Source organism: Paraflavitalea devenefica, from assembly GCF_011759375.1.
GTDB classification, from domain to species: domain Bacteria; phylum Bacteroidota; class Bacteroidia; order Chitinophagales; family Chitinophagaceae; genus Paraflavitalea; species Paraflavitalea devenefica.
Genome location: NZ_JAARML010000010.1, coordinates 41492 through 56126, shown reverse-complemented (window position 1 = coordinate 56126; position 14635 = coordinate 41492). Strand labels below are relative to the sequence as shown.

The 14635-nt window shown below is 45.5% G+C and carries 10 protein-coding genes; 8 read left to right on the top strand and 2 right to left on the bottom strand.

Annotation, left to right across the window (positions count from 1 at the left end):
* Nucleotides 1-36: 36 nt before the first annotated feature.
* Nucleotides 37-603, bottom strand: a complete 567-nt coding sequence (locus HB364_RS32030; protein ID WP_167292533.1) for a hypothetical protein — start codon at nt 601-603, stop codon at nt 37-39.
* 121 nt (nt 604-724) lie between these two features.
* Between HB364_RS32030 and HB364_RS32025 the strand changes: the two genes are divergently transcribed.
* The gene (locus HB364_RS32025) at nt 725-1537 is read left to right on the top strand and encodes an SDR family NAD(P)-dependent oxidoreductase (RefSeq protein WP_167292532.1); all 813 of its coding nucleotides are present in this window, start codon (nt 725-727) and stop codon (nt 1535-1537) included.
* A gap of 138 nt (nt 1538-1675) precedes the next feature.
* On the opposite strand, the gene HB364_RS32020 is transcribed toward HB364_RS32025, so the two are convergent.
* Nucleotides 1676-2332, bottom strand: a complete 657-nt coding sequence (locus HB364_RS32020) for a helix-turn-helix domain-containing protein (RefSeq protein WP_246228678.1) — start codon at nt 2330-2332, stop codon at nt 1676-1678.
* A 363-nt stretch (nt 2333-2695) separates the two neighbouring features.
* Here HB364_RS32020 and fucP point away from each other — a divergent pair, with 363 nt between their 5' ends.
* The 7 genes from fucP to HB364_RS31985 all read left to right on the top strand — a co-directional run bounded on the left by fucP (nt 2696) and on the right by HB364_RS31985 (nt 14552).
* Nucleotides 2696-3967: an L-fucose:H+ symporter permease gene (gene fucP / locus HB364_RS32015; protein WP_167292530.1), complete on the top strand. Its 1272-nt coding sequence runs from the start codon at nt 2696-2698 to the stop codon at nt 3965-3967.
* A gap of 3 nt (nt 3968-3970) precedes the next feature.
* Nucleotides 3971-4333, top strand: a complete 363-nt coding sequence (locus HB364_RS32010) for an L-rhamnose mutarotase (RefSeq protein ID WP_167292529.1) — start codon at nt 3971-3973, stop codon at nt 4331-4333.
* Between the two features lie 24 nt (nt 4334-4357).
* A complete protein-coding gene (locus tag HB364_RS32005) occupies nt 4358-5353 on the top strand; it encodes an aldo/keto reductase (protein WP_167292528.1) in 996 nt (331 codons plus the stop codon).
* Between the two features lie 10 nt (nt 5354-5363).
* Nucleotides 5364-6383 (top strand): zinc-binding alcohol dehydrogenase family protein, encoded by a 1020-nt coding sequence (locus HB364_RS32000; RefSeq protein WP_167292527.1) that lies wholly within the window; start codon nt 5364-5366, stop codon nt 6381-6383.
* 164 nt (nt 6384-6547) lie between these two features.
* Entirely contained in the window at nt 6548-8212 is a 1665-nt protein-coding gene (locus HB364_RS31995) for an alpha-L-fucosidase (protein ID WP_246228677.1), read from the top strand.
* Between the two features lie 31 nt (nt 8213-8243).
* Nucleotides 8244-10322, top strand: a complete 2079-nt coding sequence (locus tag HB364_RS31990) for an alpha-L-fucosidase (RefSeq protein ID WP_167292526.1) — start codon at nt 8244-8246, stop codon at nt 10320-10322.
* 120 nt (nt 10323-10442) lie between these two features.
* Nucleotides 10443-14552: a hybrid sensor histidine kinase/response regulator transcription factor gene (locus tag HB364_RS31985; RefSeq protein WP_167292525.1), complete on the top strand. Its 4110-nt coding sequence runs from the start codon at nt 10443-10445 to the stop codon at nt 14550-14552.
* Nucleotides 14553-14635: the final 83 nt, after the last annotated feature.

The window sequence follows — 14635 nt, the reverse complement described above, 5'->3', positions numbered from 1 at the left end:
GTTAAACGTCTTCCTGCCCCTTTAGGGGCTACCCGCTCAAAGTACCCAATATTTCCTGATCACCCAAATCAGGTTATACAAAATAAAGAAAATCACCAGCCCTGCATGGAACCGCTCATTCCTGGAACGGATGGCGAGTATACACAACAGCACATGAATGGCTATGCGGATAATATATTCTGTGCCCAACGAACGGTAATGTTCTATGCCTTTTAAAAGCGTATCTATCACATCAAAGAAAAACGAAATGCCCAGGAACGAAAAGAACCACTTCCTCCTGGAATAAAAATAATCCTTGTACCCGTTATACTCCTTCATATCGTCGGGGAAGAGCAGGGAGCAGGAGATATAATAAATAATAATGAAGCAGATAATGAACACATACGACTGAAAATTCCAGGCGGCTACCTTCTTTAATAAGATCTCCCACCACCAGAAATCCAGTAAAGACAGGAACATAAAAAACACCCAGGCGAGGTGTACCCAGTACAGGCGTACCCGTGTGGGATGTTCTATCAGTTTAGCGACCCCTTTTAGCAAAGTAGCGACGCTTAAGCTCACAATAATGCTCATCAGCATCCGGATGTGGAAGAACTGGTCCATTGGTCATGCAGTTTTAAACAATTTAACCAATTGTCGCAATACCCCCCGTAAAATGTCAGTCTGGCATACCCTCCGGGCTTTTTTTAGGCAATAAGTTTGTGTAAAGCAAAAAGTATAGCGTATGATGTTACAAAACAAAAATGCCGTCATTTATGGGGCCGGTGGTTCTGTCGGGGGAGCCGTTGCCCGCGCCTTTGCCCGGCAGGGAGCTACCGTGCACCTGACCGGCCATAAAATGGAGTCCCTGCAAAAAGTAGCGGATGATATCAGAGAGTTGGGAGGCACAGCCATCATAGCACCGGTAGATGCATTGGACGAGCGGGCGGTCAATGCGCACATCAACAGCATCAGCCAGGCCGGAAGTGTTGATGTCTCTTTCAATGCGATTGATGTGCAGGACACACAGAACGTTCCCCTGACAGACATGGCCCTGGCCGATTTTATACGCCCCATCAATGTGTCTATGGAAACCCAGTTTATAACCGCCTCCGCGGCCGGCAGGGTAATGATGAAGCAACGATCGGGCGTCATACTGTCCATAACGGCCACGCCTGGCGCTTTGGGTTATCCGCTGGTAGGCGGCTTTGGTCCTGCCTGCTGTGCTATTGAAGGGTTCTCCCGCGACCTGGCTACGGAGCTGGGGCCTTACAACATCCGGGTAGTGAACATCCGGAGTGCCGGATCGCCGGATTCAAAGCCTTTCCGGGAAGCGCTGGCCAATATGCCGGAATTTGCCGCCACCTTCATCCGCAAACTGGAAGATGATACCATGCTTAAAAAACTGCCTATGCTGGAAGACATTGCCAATACGGCCACCTTTCTTGCATCGGATATGGCGGGTAAAATAACCGGTGTAACAGTAGATGTAACAGCCGGCACCACCAATGGCCTCAATTACAAAACACCTTACATCCCATTTAGTAATCCTCAATAAAACGGTAAGGTAAAGAGCATGCTTACCTACATCGTCAACAAAAAGAAGTAGACCCTGACCCTGGCGCAAGCATGCTGCTTAGCCTCTTGTTATTATTAAGGTTTAACTTGTCTCTCGTTGCCTCTATGCCTCGTTGCCCTAAACCGTATTCACCGATTGGTGCTGCTTACGGTAGCTGTTGGGGGTGATGCCAGTCACTTTTTTAAAAATCTTAGAGAAATGTGGCAGGCTGTCAAAACCCGTTTCAAGGGCAATATCAATGTAGGGCATACTGGTAGTGGTGATCAGGTATTGTGCCCGTTCAATTCGCTTTTCATGAATATAATGAAGCGGTCGCTCCCCGGTATATTGAAGGAACTGCCGTGAGAAATAATCGGGGTGTTGGTTTACCCTTTGGGCAAGGTGCGCGATCGTTAACGGCTCCTTCAGGTGAAGTTGGATATAACTCATGGTGTCCAATACCTTGGAGGGAATATTGTGTGGGCTGTTTAGAGAGGGGGCCCGGCTGCCTAAAAAGCGGGATAACAATTGCAACAAGATACCCAGCGTTTCCATATAAGCGCCATCGTTTTGCCGGTTGTTCAACTCCTGGTATTCCCGGTAATATACATTCTTCTCATATACCTTGGGGTTGTCAGAACGATTGATGCCCCTTCCCGGATTAATGTCCAGTATCCGCTTAAAATTGGCAATATCAAGCTCAGAAGCAGGCAGTTTCATCAGTATCCTGTTGTGCTGGAACAATGACAGGCCATCCGGCGATTCTTCAAAAAACTGGATAAAATACTGGCTCAAATAGGAAGGACACTTTAAGTTGCACAGGGTAAAACTCGGAATCATATAAATGAAGCCAGGTTCTAACGTTATCTTCTGTTGTGCATTTGAAATGAAGCCTTCTCCCACATCGATATAATACAAACGATAATACGGGCTGATCACATGTTTGTAATTCCATTGCTGGTTGAGATGCACATGGTCAACATGCAATAACGAAAAAGAGTGTTTTAACAATCTTCTGTTCATAGCTTCGCAAGCAGGCTAAAAGTACAAAGAAATGGTCGGATTTGTATAAAACAAAGTCTTATTCGTTCTATGGCAGGAGAATTCCCTCGGTTAACTTTGTTTTGAGTTAATGATTTTCTTGCCATAAAGAAATATATGAATACAAAGCAGCGTACACTGTTGGCGTTTTGCCTCATTACCTCCTTGTTTTTTCTATGGGGCTTTGCACATAATCTTGATCCTATACTGATCCCTCGCCTGAAAAGGTCTTTTACATTAACCACCACACAGGCAACACTGGTGGATTCTGCCGTATTTGTAGCCTATTTCGTTATGGCATTACCTGCCGGACTACTGATGAAAAAACTGGGATACAAAGTGGGCATCATTACAGGGCTGATTCTTTTCGCAATGGGTTGTTTTCTTTTTGTACCTGCAGCCAATACGCAGTTCTATAACTTCTTTCTCGTAGCATTGTTTGTAATAGCATGCGGTCTCACCATCCTGGAAACGGCTGCCAATCCTTATGCTACCGTATTGGGCAACCCCGAAACCGGTGCCCAGCGACTCAATTTTGCACAATCATTCAACGGGCTCGCAGCAGCATTGGCGCCGGTGATTGGTTCCCGCATCATATTGACCAAAGGCCATACAGATCAAGAATTGAAGACGATGACGGAAACTGCCCGTAGCATAGCATTGGCTGCTGAAGCATCCACCGTTAAAATGCCTTACATCCTGCTTGGCGTGGTATTGTTGTTGATTGCCTTCCTGTTTGCCTGTATAAAATTGCCCGCTATTGCCTCTTCAGGTCATGTTTCAGGAAGTAAACATGTATTTCATGCATTAAGGCACAGGCATCTTTCCTGGGGAGTAGCAGCACAGTTTTTTTACGTAGGGGCCCAGGTTTCTGTGTTCAGTCTTTTCCTCCTCTATGCCCCCCAATCGGCAGGTATTACTGAAATAAAGGCTGCTGATTACCTCGGCGCCTGTGGGATCGCCTTTCTCATCGGGCGATTTGCAGGAACAGCCCTTATGCAAAAGATAAAGCCGCCAATATTGCTGGCATGGTATGCGATCGCCAGCCTGCTGTTGTGCCTCGTAGCCATCTTTGGAAGCGGCATGGTCACTGTGTATGCAGTCATTGGCATTTGCTTCTTTATGTCCATCATGTTCCCGACCATCTTTGCCCTGGGGATTAAAAGCCTGGGCGCAGATACCGAATATGGCAGCAGCCTGCTGATAATGTCCATTGTGGGTGGCGCTATTTTACCCCGCCTCTTTGGGTACATCAGTGATGCTACCGGCAATATACAATATGGCTATATAGTACCCTTTGTCTGCTTTGTGGTCATTGCCATCTTTGGCTATAAGGGACACCGGGTATCGATAGAAAAAATATCAACCAATCCTTCACCTGTTATTTAAACTATGAAAAGGTACACATTGGCGCTTGATCTCAAAGATGATCCGGCCCTCATCGAAGAATACGAACGTTATCACCAGGCGGAGAACGGGTGGCCCGAAATAAAGAAGAGCATAGAAGAAGCCGGGATCACCCAGATGGAAATTTACCGCACAGGCAACCGCCTGTTTATGATCATGGAGGTGCATGAGGACTTCTCTTTTGAACGTAAATCGGATATGGATGCTGCTAATCCTACAGTGCAGGAGTGGGAACAATTGATGTGGAAATTCCAGCAACCGCTGCCCTGGGCCAGGGAAGGCGAGAAATGGGTCATTATGGATAAGATTTTCCAGTTAAATACTCCTAAAAAGAATGGTCATAAATAGGAAAATGCTAATAAATAACCTGCGATGAATGGGATCAATTTACCCAAAGTGATATTTGGGACCAGTGGTTTGGGTAACCTCTATGTAGCTTTGAGCGATGCCGATAAATATGCGATCGTGAAGGAGTGCGTGCAGCATTCGGCAAAGCCGGTGGTATTTGATACGGCTGGTAAATATGGGGCGGGATTGGCCCTTGAATCTTTAGGCAGGTGTTTACAGCAGTTAAATATACCACCGGAAAACGTACTCATCAGCAATAAGCTGGGCTGGTACCGCGTGCCGCTTACCACTGCAGAGCCCACTTTTGAACCGGGCGTATGGAAGGATTTGCAGTACGATGCAGCGCAAAGGATCAGTTATGAAGGTATTCTGCAATGTTTTGAACAGGGCAATCAATTGCTCAACGGTTACCGGGCACAACTGGTTTCTGTGCACGATCCGGATGAATACCTTGATGCGGCTGTTGATGAAAAGGACCGTCAAAATAGATTTGAGCACATCAAAGAAGCATACCGCGCTTTGTTTGACCTCAAAGCACAAGGGAAAGTAATAGCCGTAGGGGTGGGAGCCAAGAACTGGGTCACTATACAGCAGATCACCTGTCACATACAACTGGATTGGGTAATGATCGCCAATAGCATGACCCTGCATGCGCACCCCAAAGACCTGCTGCAGTATATGCAGGAATTGAAGAACAGCAATACGCATATCATCAACTCTGCCGTCTTTAACGGCGGTTTTCTTACCGGTGGCGATTACTACAATTACAAGCCGGTAGTGGGCAACAATCAGGCACAGCAGGACCTGCTGCAATGGCGGGAACGTTTTTTTGCAGTGTGCGCCCGGCATGGCATACAACCGGCACATGCCTGTGTGCAGTATGGATTGAATGCACCCGGTGTTACCAGCATAGCCCTGAGCACTTCCAAAGCGGCCAAGGTAAAAGGCAATATTGAGCTGGCAACAAAAGGTATTGATCACCGCTTTTGGCAGGCATTAGCGGAAGAACAGTTGATTTAAAAAGGAAACAATGAAAACATTGATATGTACTACCCCGGGCAGCTTTGCCTGGGTGAATGCGGAAAAGCCGGTATTGAAAAAAGATCATGCTATCATTCAGATCAGGCGCATCGGTATCTGTGGCACCGACCTGCACGCCTGGCGTGGCACACAACCCTATTTTACTTATCCCCGCATATTGGGACATGAACTGTCCGGAACGCTCGTGGAGGCTGATAATGCACCAGGCTTTTCGCCAGGTGAGGCCGTCACTTTTATCCCTTATTTCAATTGTGGCCGCTGCATTGCCTGCCGTACCGGGAAACCCAATTGTTGTGCAGCGATCAAAGTATGTGGCGTGCATGTGGATGGCGGAATGGTGGAATACCTGCAGGTGCCGGCTTATGCATTGGTGCATGGAGAAGGGCTTAGCTATGATGAACTGGCACTGGTAGAACCCCTGGCTATTGGTGCCCACGGCGTACGAAGGGCAGGGATAGAAAAAGGGGATGCTGTGTTGGTGATCGGTGCAGGACCCATCGGCATAGGCACCATGGAGTTTGCCCGGATTGCGGGAGGCAAAGTAATAGCAATGGATGTAAGCGATGACCGGCTGGCCTTTTGCAGCCGTCAGATAGGCATTGAGCATACCATCAACCCCTTGCATGGCAGTGCTGTGGAATGGTTAAGTACTTATACCAATAGCGACATGGACTCTGTAGTAATTGACGCCACCGGCAACCTGAAGGCCATTAATGATGGTATCAACTACCTGGCCCATGGTGGCCGCTATGTGCTCATTGGATTGCAAAAAGAGGCATTCAGTTGCAGCCATCCCGAATTCCACAAGCGTGAATCTACCCTTATGAGCAGCCGCAATGCCACCCGGCAGGATTTTGAGCACGTGATAACAGCTATGAAAAGTGGAGCGGTCGATCCGAAAACATATATCACCCATCGGACTTCGTTTGGCAATGTGGTACAGGAATTTGAAAGCTGGCTAAAGCCTGATACGGGGGTAATAAAAGCAATGATCAGCCTGGATGAATAAAAATAACCTGCAAAGCCGGTAGTGAAATGGATCTGCCGGAAGCTATATGGTCGGATTTATATAAAACAAAGTCTTATTCATGATGCCGTAAAAAATTGCCACGGTTTAATTTTGTTAGGGTAAATCATTATTACAGGGGTACTGTGTTGCCATAATTGCGCCATATGAATAAAAAATCAACCATGCACAGAAGGGCATTGATCCAACAGCTGGCCTTATCGCTGCCGGTTTATCTCTTATCGAAACAGGCCGGAGCGGCTTTCCTGGAATCACTGGGAGAACAATTTGCCAAAGGCCCTTTTAAGGCTACCTGGGATTCATTACAGGGCTATAAGGTGCCGGATTGGTACCGCAATGCCAAATTTGGTATTTGGGCGCATTGGGGGCCGCAATGCGAACCGGAACATGGCGACTGGTACGCCCGTGGCATGTATGAAGAAGGAAGCGATCATTATAAGTACCATCTTCAAAAATATGGTCATCCCTCAAAGTTTGGTTTTAAAGATGTGATCCATCAGTGGAAAGCTGAACAGTGGGACCCTGAGCAGCTCGTTGCATTATACAAAAGGGTGGGGGCGAAGTACTTTTTTGCCATGGCCAACCACCACGATAATCTCGATCTCTGGAACTCCCGGCACCAGCCCTGGAATTCGGTCAATGTGGGGCCTAAAAAAGATATCATTGGAGGCTGGGCAAAAGCTGCCAGAAAGCACGGGTTGCCATTCGGTGTAAGCGTACATGCTGCACATGCCTGGACCTGGTTTGAAACCGCACAAAGAAGTGATAAAAGCGGCGCCATGGCAGGGATACCTTATGATGGGAAATTAACAAAGGCAGATGGAAAGGGTGCCTGGTGGGAAGGTCTGGACCCGCAGGCATTATACGCACAAAACCATCCGTTAAGCGAAAACAGCCGGAATGGTAGTGCACTACATCGTCAATGGCATTGGGGCAACGGAGCGGCGGTACCAACAAAAGAATATTGCGATAAATTCCTGAAACGGACCCTGGAACTGATAGATAAATATGAGCCGGAGCTCATCTACTTTGATGATACAGTATTGCCTTTGTATCCGGTCAGTGATGTAGGTCTGCAGATAGCTGCCCATCATTATAACCAAAGTATTAAGCGCAACAAGGGGAAATTACAAGCCGTGCTCAATGGAAAGATATTGGATGAAATGCAGCGCAAATGCATGGTGTGGGATATTGAACGGGGCCAAAGCAACGTAATAGAACCTTTCACCTGGCAGACAGATACCTGCATTGGCGGCTGGCATTATGATAAAAGGGCGTATGAGAACAAATGGTATAAGTCGGCCAAAATCGTGATCCATACGCTGGCAGATATAGTGAGTAAAAACGGCAACCTGCTGTTGAACATTCCTGTAAAAGGAAATGGTACCATTGATGACCAGGAAACGGCCATTCTGGAAGAAATAGCAGCCTGGATGAACATCAATGCTGAATGTATATATGATACAAGGCCCTGGAAAATCTATGGCGAAGGGCCTGCTATAAGTGAAGCGGCCCCGCTTTCGGCACAGGGTTTCAATGAAGGAAAAGGGAAGCGCTTTGGCCCGGCCGACATGCGTTTTACCGTTAAGGGCGATACCTTGTACGCAATAGTGTTTGGATGGCCCGACAACGGAAAAGTAACGATCAAAAGTCTTTCCGAAGGAAATGCGCTGAGGACCGCTGCTATTAACAAGGCAGAACTGGTAGGCGGACCAGAACTTCGTTTTCAAAGAAACAGGGATGCGTTGGAAGTGACCTTGCCGGATAACAGGCCGGCGCTCAGCTATGCAGTTGTATTGAAGATCAGTTAAACAATGTTGTGCATTAAACGTCAAAAACATTATGACAAGGTTTTGTGTCTTCGGATTGCTACTCAACATCTGTATGTTCAGCTTCTCGTATGCCCAAACAAAGGCGCCTCAACCTTTTGGCCCTGTTCCCAATGCAAATCAGATGCGATGGCAGGAAATGGAATATTATGCGTTTCTTCATTATTCTACAAATACTTATACAGACCAGGAATGGGGGTATGGTGAGGATGATCCAAAAATTTTTAATCCCGATAAACTGGATTGCCGCCAATGGGTGCGTGTTTGCAAGGAAGCAGGCATGAAAGGGATTATCCTGACAGCCAAACACCATTCCGGGTTTTGTTTATGGCCTTCCAAATACACCGAGTACTCTGTTAAAAATTCTCCCTGGCGCGGCGGTAAGGGTGATATCGTTCGTGATCTGGCCAACGCCTGTAAAGAATATAGCTTGAAGTTGGGCATATACCTGTCGCCCTGGGACAGAAATCATCCCGGCTATGGCCGTCCTGAATACATTACTTATTTCAGGAACCAGCTCAGGGAACTGCTTACCAATTATGGAGATATTTTCGAAATTTGGTTCGACGGGGCCAATGGCGGTTCAGGTTATTACGGCGGCGTCCGGGAAACCCGCAAGATAGATCGCACAACCTATTACGATTGGCCAAACACCTATAAACTCATCCGCGAACTACAGCCCAGGATCGTGATATGGAATGATGGCGGTGATAGAGCAGATCTGCGCTGGGTAGGAACTGAAGGTGGATGGGTCGGCGAAACAAACTGGAGCCTGTTGAACGCTACAGGCGATGTGCCGTGGGATATGTTGCATCATGGCGTAGAAAATGGCGACTCATGGGTTCCCGGCGAAGTGAATACTTCTATCCGACCCGGGTGGTTTTACCACGAATACGAAGACAGCAGGGTGAAAACATTGCCGCAATTACTGAATACCTGGTACAGTTCTTTCGGCCGGAACGGAACATTGCTGCTTAATTTTCCCATAGACAGGCATGGGTTGATACATGAAAATGACGAAAGAGCAGCACTGCAATTGGCTAAATCAGTTAGAGAGACGTTTGCAGTGAACCTGGCGGCGAAATCGAAAGTAAAAGCTTCCAACGTTCGGGGAAACGATAAAAAATTTGATGCCGGTAAGGTAACAGATGGAGATAAAAATACTTATTGGGCAACCGACGATGGCGTGACAACCGCCTCACTGACCATAGACCTGGGCAAACCCACGAGTTTCAACCGCTTTCTTGTACAGGAGTATATTCGTCTGGGGCAACGCGTGAAAGCCTTTTCCGTAGAGGCTTTGGTGAACGGGACATGGAAAGAACTGGCCAAAGCCACTACCATCGGTTATAAGCGCATCCTGCTTTTTCCCACTGTAAAGGCGACACAGGTACGTTTTAACATTACCGGTTCAAAGAGCAGTCCGGTCATTTCGAACCTGGCAATTTACAATGCTCCCCCGGTATTGACCGCCCCTACGATCACCAGGAATAAAACAGGTGATATAAACATCGGGTCGGCTGATAAGGAATCGGTAATTTATTACACACTGGACGGCAGCGCGCCAACAAAGGCGTCTATAAAATATACCGGCCCGGTTCAGACCGATGGGATGATAGAGGTGAAGGCCATCGCTTATGACCCTGCATCAGGAAAAAGCAGCCTGGTAAGCCATGAAAAATTCGATATAGCCCGGAAAGCCTGGAAGGTGGTGAATATTGATGATAAGCAAGTGGATAATATTATTGACGGCAATCAAAATTCTACCTGGCACCAGGGCAGGGATAAGAAAATGCCCATAGATATTGTCATTGATTTAGGAAAGGTGGAGAATCTGTCAGGGTTCAGGTACCTGCCTGACCAGGAACAGAATAACGGTATTATTACCAACTACCAGTTCTTTGTTTCTCAGGACAATGCGCAATGGAAACTGGTAGATGAAGGCGAGTTTTCAAATATTAAGAATAATCCCTTATGGCAAATCAAAAAGTTTGAACCGGTAAGGGCGCGTTACATTAAGCTACGTGCCTTGCGTAACACCCAGAACAACGATGCCGCCGGATATGCAGAATTGGATGTCATGACGTATTAGAATGAGTCACGGAGCCAAAAAAAACATAATCCCGGCTCATTTTTGTTAACTTGATCAATGATTTTGTGCAAATACACACCGAATTTTGTATAAGATCTTTTTTCAGTTAAACTTGATGTGATGCGTTTTTTTATTTGTGTTGTTTTGCTGTTACAATCGCTTTCCCTTTTTGCTCAAAGTGAGCACTATAATTTTTACAAACTCGACACGTATACCGGTCTTTCACATAATCAGGTCAATACCATATTAAAAGACCAGGACGGTTTTGTATGGTTTGGCACTATGTCTGGCCTCAACCGCTATGATGGATATTCCTGCAAGGTATTCCGTAAAAAATACAATGACAGCTCTTCGCTGTTGGATAACAATATTCGTTCACTTTATGAACTTCCCAACAGGAAAATATGGGTATTAACAATGGGGGGAGCCTGTATTTATAATTCGTCTACTGAGAAATTCGATGTTAATTATAATGGCTATTTGCAGTCGCTCGGTTTGCCTTCCGGTACAATAGCCAATATTGTAAAAGGGAACAACGGGAGGTATTGGTTCCTTTATGACAACCTGGACCTGTACCTCTATTTGGGTACAGAAAAAAAAATAAGACCTTTCAGGAAAAAGCAGGACTTTAATGATCCCGAAAAAATTACTTCCCTAAAAGAAACAAAAGACGGGAAATTGTGGCTGGTGTATCAGAATGGATTGTTGCAAAAATATGATATCAATTCAAATGAGATCGTTTTCTCCAGTACCACGTTTCAAAACCTGAACAAAGGCACTGGTCCTTATGGCCTTTTTATCGATAATGATGGCGATATCTGGCTGTGGGGTCTCAATAATGGAGTTTTTCTTTTTCAACCACAGGATAATTCGATCAAACAGTTTAATGAAAATTCATTTCCTTCCAGGCTGAACGCAAACCTGGTGAGTCAAATCGTTCAGGATAACAAAGGCTTGATTTGGGTGGCAACGGACCATGGCGGTGTAACGCTGATCGATAAAAAAGATAAGTTCCGAACCAGTTATCTTCTCAACGACCCCAAAGATCTGCGGAGTCTCGGTCAAAACAGTATAACCTCCATGTATAAAGACGATAATGGAATTATCTGGCTGGGAACTTATAAACAGGGCGTTAGTTATCTAAATAGTAATGTTGTACTGTTTCCGCTTTATCGTCACCAGGAATCGAATGTAAAGAGCCTTCCATACGACGATGTCAACAGGTTTGTCGAGGATAAATCCGGTAATATCTGGATTGGGACCAATGGAGGGGGGCTGATTTTTTTCGACAGAAAGTTAAAAACATTCAAACAATACCTGCACGATCCCTACAATAAAAATAGCCTGAGCAATAACGTAATTGTAAGCTTGTGCATCGATCATGAGAATGTTCTTTGGATAGGAACTTACTTTGGCGGCCTCAACAGCTTCGATGGGAGAAAGTTCACACACTACAGGCATAGCGATAGTGATACTTCGAGTTTGGCCAATGATAATGTGTGGGAAATATTTGAAGACCGGGAACAGAATTTGTGGATAGGTACCCTGGGTAGCGGTTTGGACCTTTTTGACAGAGCAACAAACCGGTTTAAGCATAAGCAATACAATAAAGGGCTACAGAATCCATTTCCTTTCGACTATATTTCCACTATGCTGCAGGATAAGAAAGGGGATTTGTGGGTGGGTACCTCCGGTGGGATCGTCATCTTTGAAAAGGATAAAACTATCCCGGTTTTTTATCAGAGCTCAAAAGATAAAAATGATTTAAGCAACAATAGTATTATTTGTCTTTTGGAAGACAGTAAGGGACGAATTTGGGTAGGCACCCGGGAGGGATTGAATTTGTTCAATGAGCAGGCAAAACAATTTCAGACATTCACTACATCAGATGGCCTGCCCGATAATATGATATTGAACATTCTTGAGGATGATCATCAGACGCTTTGGCTTTCTACTCCCAACGGACTGTGTAATGTCATTCCAAAACAAAACAAATCCGGTCTTGTTTTTTCTGCCATTAATTATGACGAGACGAACAACCTGCAGAACCGTGAATTCAATGACAATGCAGCACTCAGAACACGGGCGGGGGAACTGATCTTCGGAGGTCCTTCCGGTTTTAATATTATTGATCCTTCTACAATTCGGCAACCTGTTTATCGCCCTAAAATTGTTTTCACGGGTTTGCAAATATTAAATAATACTGTTGAGCCCGGGGAATTGATCAATAACCGTGTGCTGTTGCAGCAATCTTTGTCGCAACTTCAAAGTATTGGCCTGAAGTACAAAGAAAATGTTTTCTCTATTGAATTTGCCTCTCTGGATTTTGGGCATAGTGCCCGCAATAAATATGCATACATGATGGAAGGGTTTAATACAGATTGGTTGTATGCTGATGGCAGCCAGAGGAGGGCCACCTACACAAACCTTGGCCCCGGTCATTATACCTTTAAAGTAAAGGCTTTAACAACGGATGGTTTGTGGAGTGAGGTGAAAACCTTACAGGTCAATATTGAGCCGCCATTCTGGCGAACGCCGCTTGCCTATCTTATTTACGCGTTAATAGCTGCAGGATTGTTCACGCTGGCCCGGCGTATTACCCTGGACAGGATACACATGCGCTTTGAACTGAAACAACAACGCAGGGAAGCGGAAAGGGCCCATGCGCTGGATCAGTTAAAAACAAAATTCTTTACCAATGTGAGCCACGAATTCCGTACACCGTTAAGCCTCATCATAGCACCGTTGAACAAGATCATTGACCATACGGCCGATGAAGAGCAAAGAAAGCAACTGAATCTTGTTCAGCGGAATGCAAAACGATTATTAAACCTGGTAAATCAACTGCTCGATTTCAGGAAGATGGAAGTACAGGAAATAAAATTGCATCCTTCCATAGGCGATATTGTCAGGTTTTGCAAAGACATCAGCCACTCTTTTATGGATATTGCGGAAAAGAAGCGCATTCAATTTTCTTTCTCTGCTAATATTGATAGCCTGGAAATTTACTTCGACAAGGATAAAATGGAGAAGATCTTATTCAACCTGCTTTCCAATGCCTTTAAATATACACACGATAACGGCATGGTGAGCATCAATCTTGTGTACAATCCGCCTGCAAAAGAGGAAGGTGATGGCACGTTGGCCATAGAAGTAAAAGATACAGGCATCGGAATTCCTGCCGATAAACACGATAAGATATTCGAAAGGTTCTTTCAAACTGATATGCCGGCAGATATGGTGAACCAGGGAACAGGTATTGGTTTGGCCATTACAAAAGAGTTTGTAAAACTGCACCAGGGGATCATAAGGGTACAAAGCGAACCGGGGAAAGGCACTTGTTTTACCGTTTTACTGCCTGCAAAAAAGATAGGGGAGCCTTTACCCCGCACCACCACCCACCCCATACCGGCAGCAGAAACAGAACAGGTAATATTGGAAGAAAGCCAAAAGAGCGGTAAGAAAAAAACGATACTAATAGTAGAAGACAATGAAGACCTTCGTTTTTATTTAAAAGACAACCTGAAAGCACAATATCATGTTGAAGAAGCCGTGAACGGAAAGGAGGGTTGGGGAAAAATAAAACTGCTGAACCCGGACCTGGTAGTCAGCGACATTATGATGCCTTTAATGGATGGCGTTGAACTGGCCAGGAAAATTAAAACCGAAACGCTTACTGCCCACATCCCGGTCATCCTGCTGACGGCCATGGGAAGTGAGGAGAAACAACTGGAGGGTTTGAAAGTGGGGGTCAATGATTACATTACCAAGCCTTTCACTTTTGAAATATTGGCTTCCCGGATCAGGAACCTGTTGGCCCAGCAAATGTTATTGCAAAAAAGGTTCCGGACGCAGATCGAGGTTAATCCGTCGGAAGTAACAGTAACATCTGTTGACGAAAAGTTTTTGCAACAGGCGCTGGAACTTGTTGAAAAACACATGGATAACCCTGAATTTTCTGTAGAGGATTTTAGCCGGGATATGTTTATGAACCGGGTCACCCTGTACAGAAAGATCCATTCGCTTACCGGCAAGTCGCCCCTGGAGTTTATCCGTTCCATCCGTTTGAAAAGAGCTGCCCGGTTATTAGATAAAAGCGGAATGTCTGTTGCCGAAATTGCCTACGAAGTAGGGTTCAACAACCCCAAGATCTTCACTAAATTTTTTAAAGAAGAATTTAAGGTTACGCCTTCGCAATATGCAGTCAATCAAAAAGATCAAAGCGCTTAAGCCTTTTCTTAGTGAACAAAATATTTTGAAAATCAGTCTTTTGCAACAATTGTAACCCTAATCTGCAACATTTAAGGCCCCTG

Excerpts from the sequence above, each read along its gene's own strand:
- HB364_RS32030 (WP_167292533.1), bottom strand. The coding sequence starts at position 603 with ATGGACCAGTTCTTCCACATCCGGATGCTGATGAGCATTATTGTGAGC.
- HB364_RS32025 (WP_167292532.1), top strand. The coding sequence starts at position 725 with ATGATGTTACAAAACAAAAATGCCGTCATTTATGGGGCCGGTGGTTCT.
- fucP (WP_167292530.1), top strand. The coding sequence starts at position 2,696 with ATGAATACAAAGCAGCGTACACTGTTGGCGTTTTGCCTCATTACCTCC.
- HB364_RS32010 (WP_167292529.1), top strand. The coding sequence starts at position 3,971 with ATGAAAAGGTACACATTGGCGCTTGATCTCAAAGATGATCCGGCCCTC.
- HB364_RS32005 (WP_167292528.1), top strand. The coding sequence starts at position 4,358 with ATGAATGGGATCAATTTACCCAAAGTGATATTTGGGACCAGTGGTTTG.
- HB364_RS32000 (WP_167292527.1), top strand. The coding sequence starts at position 5,364 with ATGAAAACATTGATATGTACTACCCCGGGCAGCTTTGCCTGGGTGAAT.
- HB364_RS31995 (WP_246228677.1), top strand. The coding sequence starts at position 6,548 with ATGAATAAAAAATCAACCATGCACAGAAGGGCATTGATCCAACAGCTG.
- HB364_RS31990 (WP_167292526.1), top strand. The coding sequence starts at position 8,244 with ATGACAAGGTTTTGTGTCTTCGGATTGCTACTCAACATCTGTATGTTC.
- HB364_RS31985 (WP_167292525.1), top strand. The coding sequence starts at position 10,443 with ATGCGTTTTTTTATTTGTGTTGTTTTGCTGTTACAATCGCTTTCCCTT.